Origin of the sequence: Microcystis aeruginosa NIES-4325, assembly GCF_008974145.1 — a bacterium.
In the GTDB taxonomy this organism is placed as follows: Bacteria; Cyanobacteriota; Cyanobacteriia; order Cyanobacteriales; family Microcystaceae; genus Microcystis; species Microcystis aeruginosa_G.
In genome coordinates this window covers 1-3,330 of the sequence record NZ_BJKP01000072.1, presented here as the reverse complement: position 1 = coordinate 3,330, position 3,330 = coordinate 1, and the positions used below count along the sequence as shown (strand labels likewise).

Below are 3,330 nucleotides of genomic sequence, written 5' to 3'. Positions count from 1 at the left end.
ACAGACCTTAAAACCATTCAAGCCGTTAGTGGTCACGCTTCGATCGCAAACCTTCATCTCTACATTCAGACAGATCCAGATCGAACGAAAAACGCCCTAGAGGCTATTTTTATATGACTACACTCTAAATGTAGTAGGTGATACAACCTTTAGCCCTATATCTAGTGTCAAAGCTACGAGCCGGAATTGCACCGGTTGGCAATTGATCAAATATTGCCACTTGCTTAAGTCGTAGCACTTGCTATCTTAGCGAGTCTCGCACCTTCCTAAATACTTCGATCGCAGTTTACCATTTTCGTACCATCTCCAATAACGATACTGGTTTCTCTTAATAGTTTTGATCTCCTCATAGCCATAGTTAGGGTGAGAGTTAGGGAGTAAGTTAGGGTGAGAGTTAGGGTGAGAGTTAGGGAGTAAGTTAGGGAGTGAGTTAGGGAGTGAGTTAGGGAGTAAGTTAGGGAGTAAGTTAGGGAGTGAGTTAGGGAGTAAGTTAGGGAGTGAGTTAGGGAGTGAGTTAGGGAGTAAGTTAGGGAGTGAGTTAGGGAGTGAGTTAGGGAGTGAGTTAGGGAGTGAGTTAGGGAGTGAGTTAGGGAGTGAGTTAGGGAGTGAGTTACCGCGATTGATTAACTCTCTAGTTATCGACTCATAAAGTGTTATCAGTTGATCCGTTGTTAGTGATTGGATATCGATTTCGATCGAGTCTCCTGACTGGTCACTGACTGTCAAGGTTTCGATCGCTTTTTCTAACCGATCACTGTTCACTGTCAAAGTTTCGATCGAGTCTTCATTTTCCAAGTCCCATTGACTGATCGGATGATCGGGAAGTTGATACTGAAAAAGATCAATTAATGGTAACTGACTAGGGATAGCTTCATCAGCCGGCCCGATCTCGTCTATCCCTACGGTTATCTCTCGCAGGTCTGAGAGAATAACCTTGACTTTCTTTTTCCAGACTTGTTTAACCGTGGCCTTTTCTCCCTTGTAGGAGATGCGATCGTTTATAGAGAGAGTCATCATACTGGTAAACGACAAAATTTTTGTCACTTTCCCTAACGAGTGCTAATCGTTAGGGAGTTTTATTAGTTAGGGGAATCGTCTGGGATGCCGGTGGTATCAATGCCCAAAGCGTTCATCACCGTTTTGGGTGATTGATTGAGAACACGACACATATCAGCTAAAACATCGCTGCCAGGAGTTTTTTGATGAGCAACGTAATATTTAACGCTTGCATAACTCAAGCCTAGAGACTCAGCGAATGATTTTTGAGTATGTCCTGACTGTTCTATTAACTGCTTCAAGGCTTTGGTCGTAAACTGATCTTCTTTCATTTTACCTCAAAAAGCCACTTTAGTTGCTTGACAAGTAATCAAAAAGCAACTAAAGTGGACTTAGAACAAAACAACATCCCGTCCCCTAGAGGCAATTTAACCGATCGCATAGTTAGGGTATTGGGCTGTAGATAGTCTAGGTCAGTGGTTTATTTTTAGGAGATTGCCTATGGGTTGAGAAGCGAAAGACTTATTTCATTCAAAAAAACCAATTACTATCGATGTTTCATTGGGGCATTCTGCCCCTTTACTTCCTATGAACACCACCATCATTCAAGATCGAATACAAGAAGACTGGCCCGTTAAACCCGGTCACTGTCTCAACCCCTTTGAACCATTATTCGGTTCCGACATTCCAGAAAGTGAACTAGGCCGGTCTCTCTACGATCTGGCTATCAGCATTGAGGAATCGTACGGGTTAGGCGAGTTACTCGACGAGTTACCCGATCTAGTGCTAGGAATCAAGAGAAATCTAACTTCTTGGTATGAAATCGGTTTAATCTCTTGGAAAATCAAGCTATGCAAGGGCTGGCGGAAACGTTACACGTCCTTTAAGCAGTTTTGTGAGACTGCAATCGGTAAGACTTCCAGTGCTGTCAACAATTGGATCCGGGCCGCACGAGTCATGAGTCAGCTAATTTCTGCCGGTTGCGATCGGTTGCCTATGAATGCTTCGATCGCATTAGAGTTATCCAAGTTTGGCGAGACCGACTTGCTAGAGGCTTGGCGTGATATTTGTGAGACTTACGCTGACCACGAGTTAACTCTCGATAAGGTCAAGGCTCACCTTGAGGACCCGTTTCAGAAGCTACCCAATTCCAAAAAGGTTAACATCCCTATCGAGCTATGGGAAAAGCTTCGAGAAAAGGCCGCCGAGTCTGGAATTTCTCCATCGAAGTTACTAGAGGAACTAATCGAGTCACTACTCCCTGATGAGGATGGCCCTAGCCGTGACGCTGTACCTCCTGATGGTGATGACGACGACGATTCACAGTTTGAATGTCAATTGCTTAACGTTTTTGGTGATACAAAAATAAGTAACCAAGAATTAGAAAACTATGAATATGTAAGGGTTAAAGTAGGGGTTAACTCTTATCATATCGTACCTGTCGCAGAAATTCCACTAGATTCTAGCGATAACTATGAGAGTAGTCATCTTCGTACCAAGACAGGTGAGATAATTCCCCGATATGCCAAGAGATATCGGGAGAATTTCAAAATAAAGCCTGACGGGTATTATTTCAAAAAGGATCCCGTCCGAAATTGGGAGTTGAACGGTGGAGTTTTGGAACAAGTTCCTTTTTAACTAGAATGATGATCACCTACCTAATTATTCTAAGCGTTATTCTGATGCTTTTAGCTATCAGAATAACTACTATTCTCCTATTGTTAACCCATGGATGCTTGACAATGGGAAGTTAGTCAACGTTGATAATTTAATCCCTGTAGATTGCGATAATTTCATTGAGAACAGCAGCATGGATGATGATACTGATGAGTTACCTAATGAGTAAATTTTATTTTGTTCGAGACTCGATCGGCCAATGTTGGGTTAATCTAGATCACGTCACTTTTATTAACTTAGAAAGTGACAAGTTAATCCTAAAAATGTCAAATAATTCTAGCGTTTTTGTTGATGGTGATGACGTAGTTGCCTTGTCCCAAGTTCTTTGGAACCATACCGTTAATTGGGAAGATGAATTTATTGATGAACCATCTGTCGATTATGGTTATGATAATTCCCAATCAACCGACGACAATCATTCAGACATAGAGCCGACTACTGGAATCCCATTCAAACCAGAAAACTCGGAATTTAAACCAGAAGATTGGCAGCCCAAAGACTGCAATCTAGATGATGACGAAATACCCATCTAACCTAGTCGCGCCCTCTCGCCTAAAAAGCGAGAGGCCGGGGTTAGGATCCAAACCTGATCCTAGTCCGAGAGTGTCTTTTATTATGATTTCGAGCTTTAGCTTGTCCAATAATCGTAAGACTTCG

Annotated in this window: 3 protein-coding genes; 2 read left to right on the top strand and 1 reads right to left on the bottom strand. The window is 42.4% G+C overall.

Going from position 1 to position 3,330, the window contains the following annotated elements:
* Window positions 1-1,079: 1,079 nt before the first annotated feature.
* Window positions 1,080-1,328: a helix-turn-helix domain-containing protein gene (locus tag MiAbW_RS18840; RefSeq protein ID WP_151697323.1), complete on the bottom strand. Its 249-nt coding sequence runs from the start codon at window positions 1,326-1,328 to the stop codon at window positions 1,080-1,082.
* 256 nt (window positions 1,329-1,584) lie between these two features.
* Between MiAbW_RS18840 and MiAbW_RS18835 the strand changes: the two genes are divergently transcribed.
* Window positions 1,585-2,634: a hypothetical protein gene (locus MiAbW_RS18835; protein WP_238707354.1), complete on the top strand. Its 1,050-nt coding sequence runs from the start codon at window positions 1,585-1,587 to the stop codon at window positions 2,632-2,634.
* A 200-nt stretch (window positions 2,635-2,834) separates the two neighbouring features.
* Window positions 2,835-3,206, top strand: a complete 372-nt coding sequence (locus MiAbW_RS18830; RefSeq protein ID WP_151697322.1) for a hypothetical protein — start codon at window positions 2,835-2,837, stop codon at window positions 3,204-3,206.
* Window positions 3,207-3,330 lie beyond the last annotated feature (124 nt).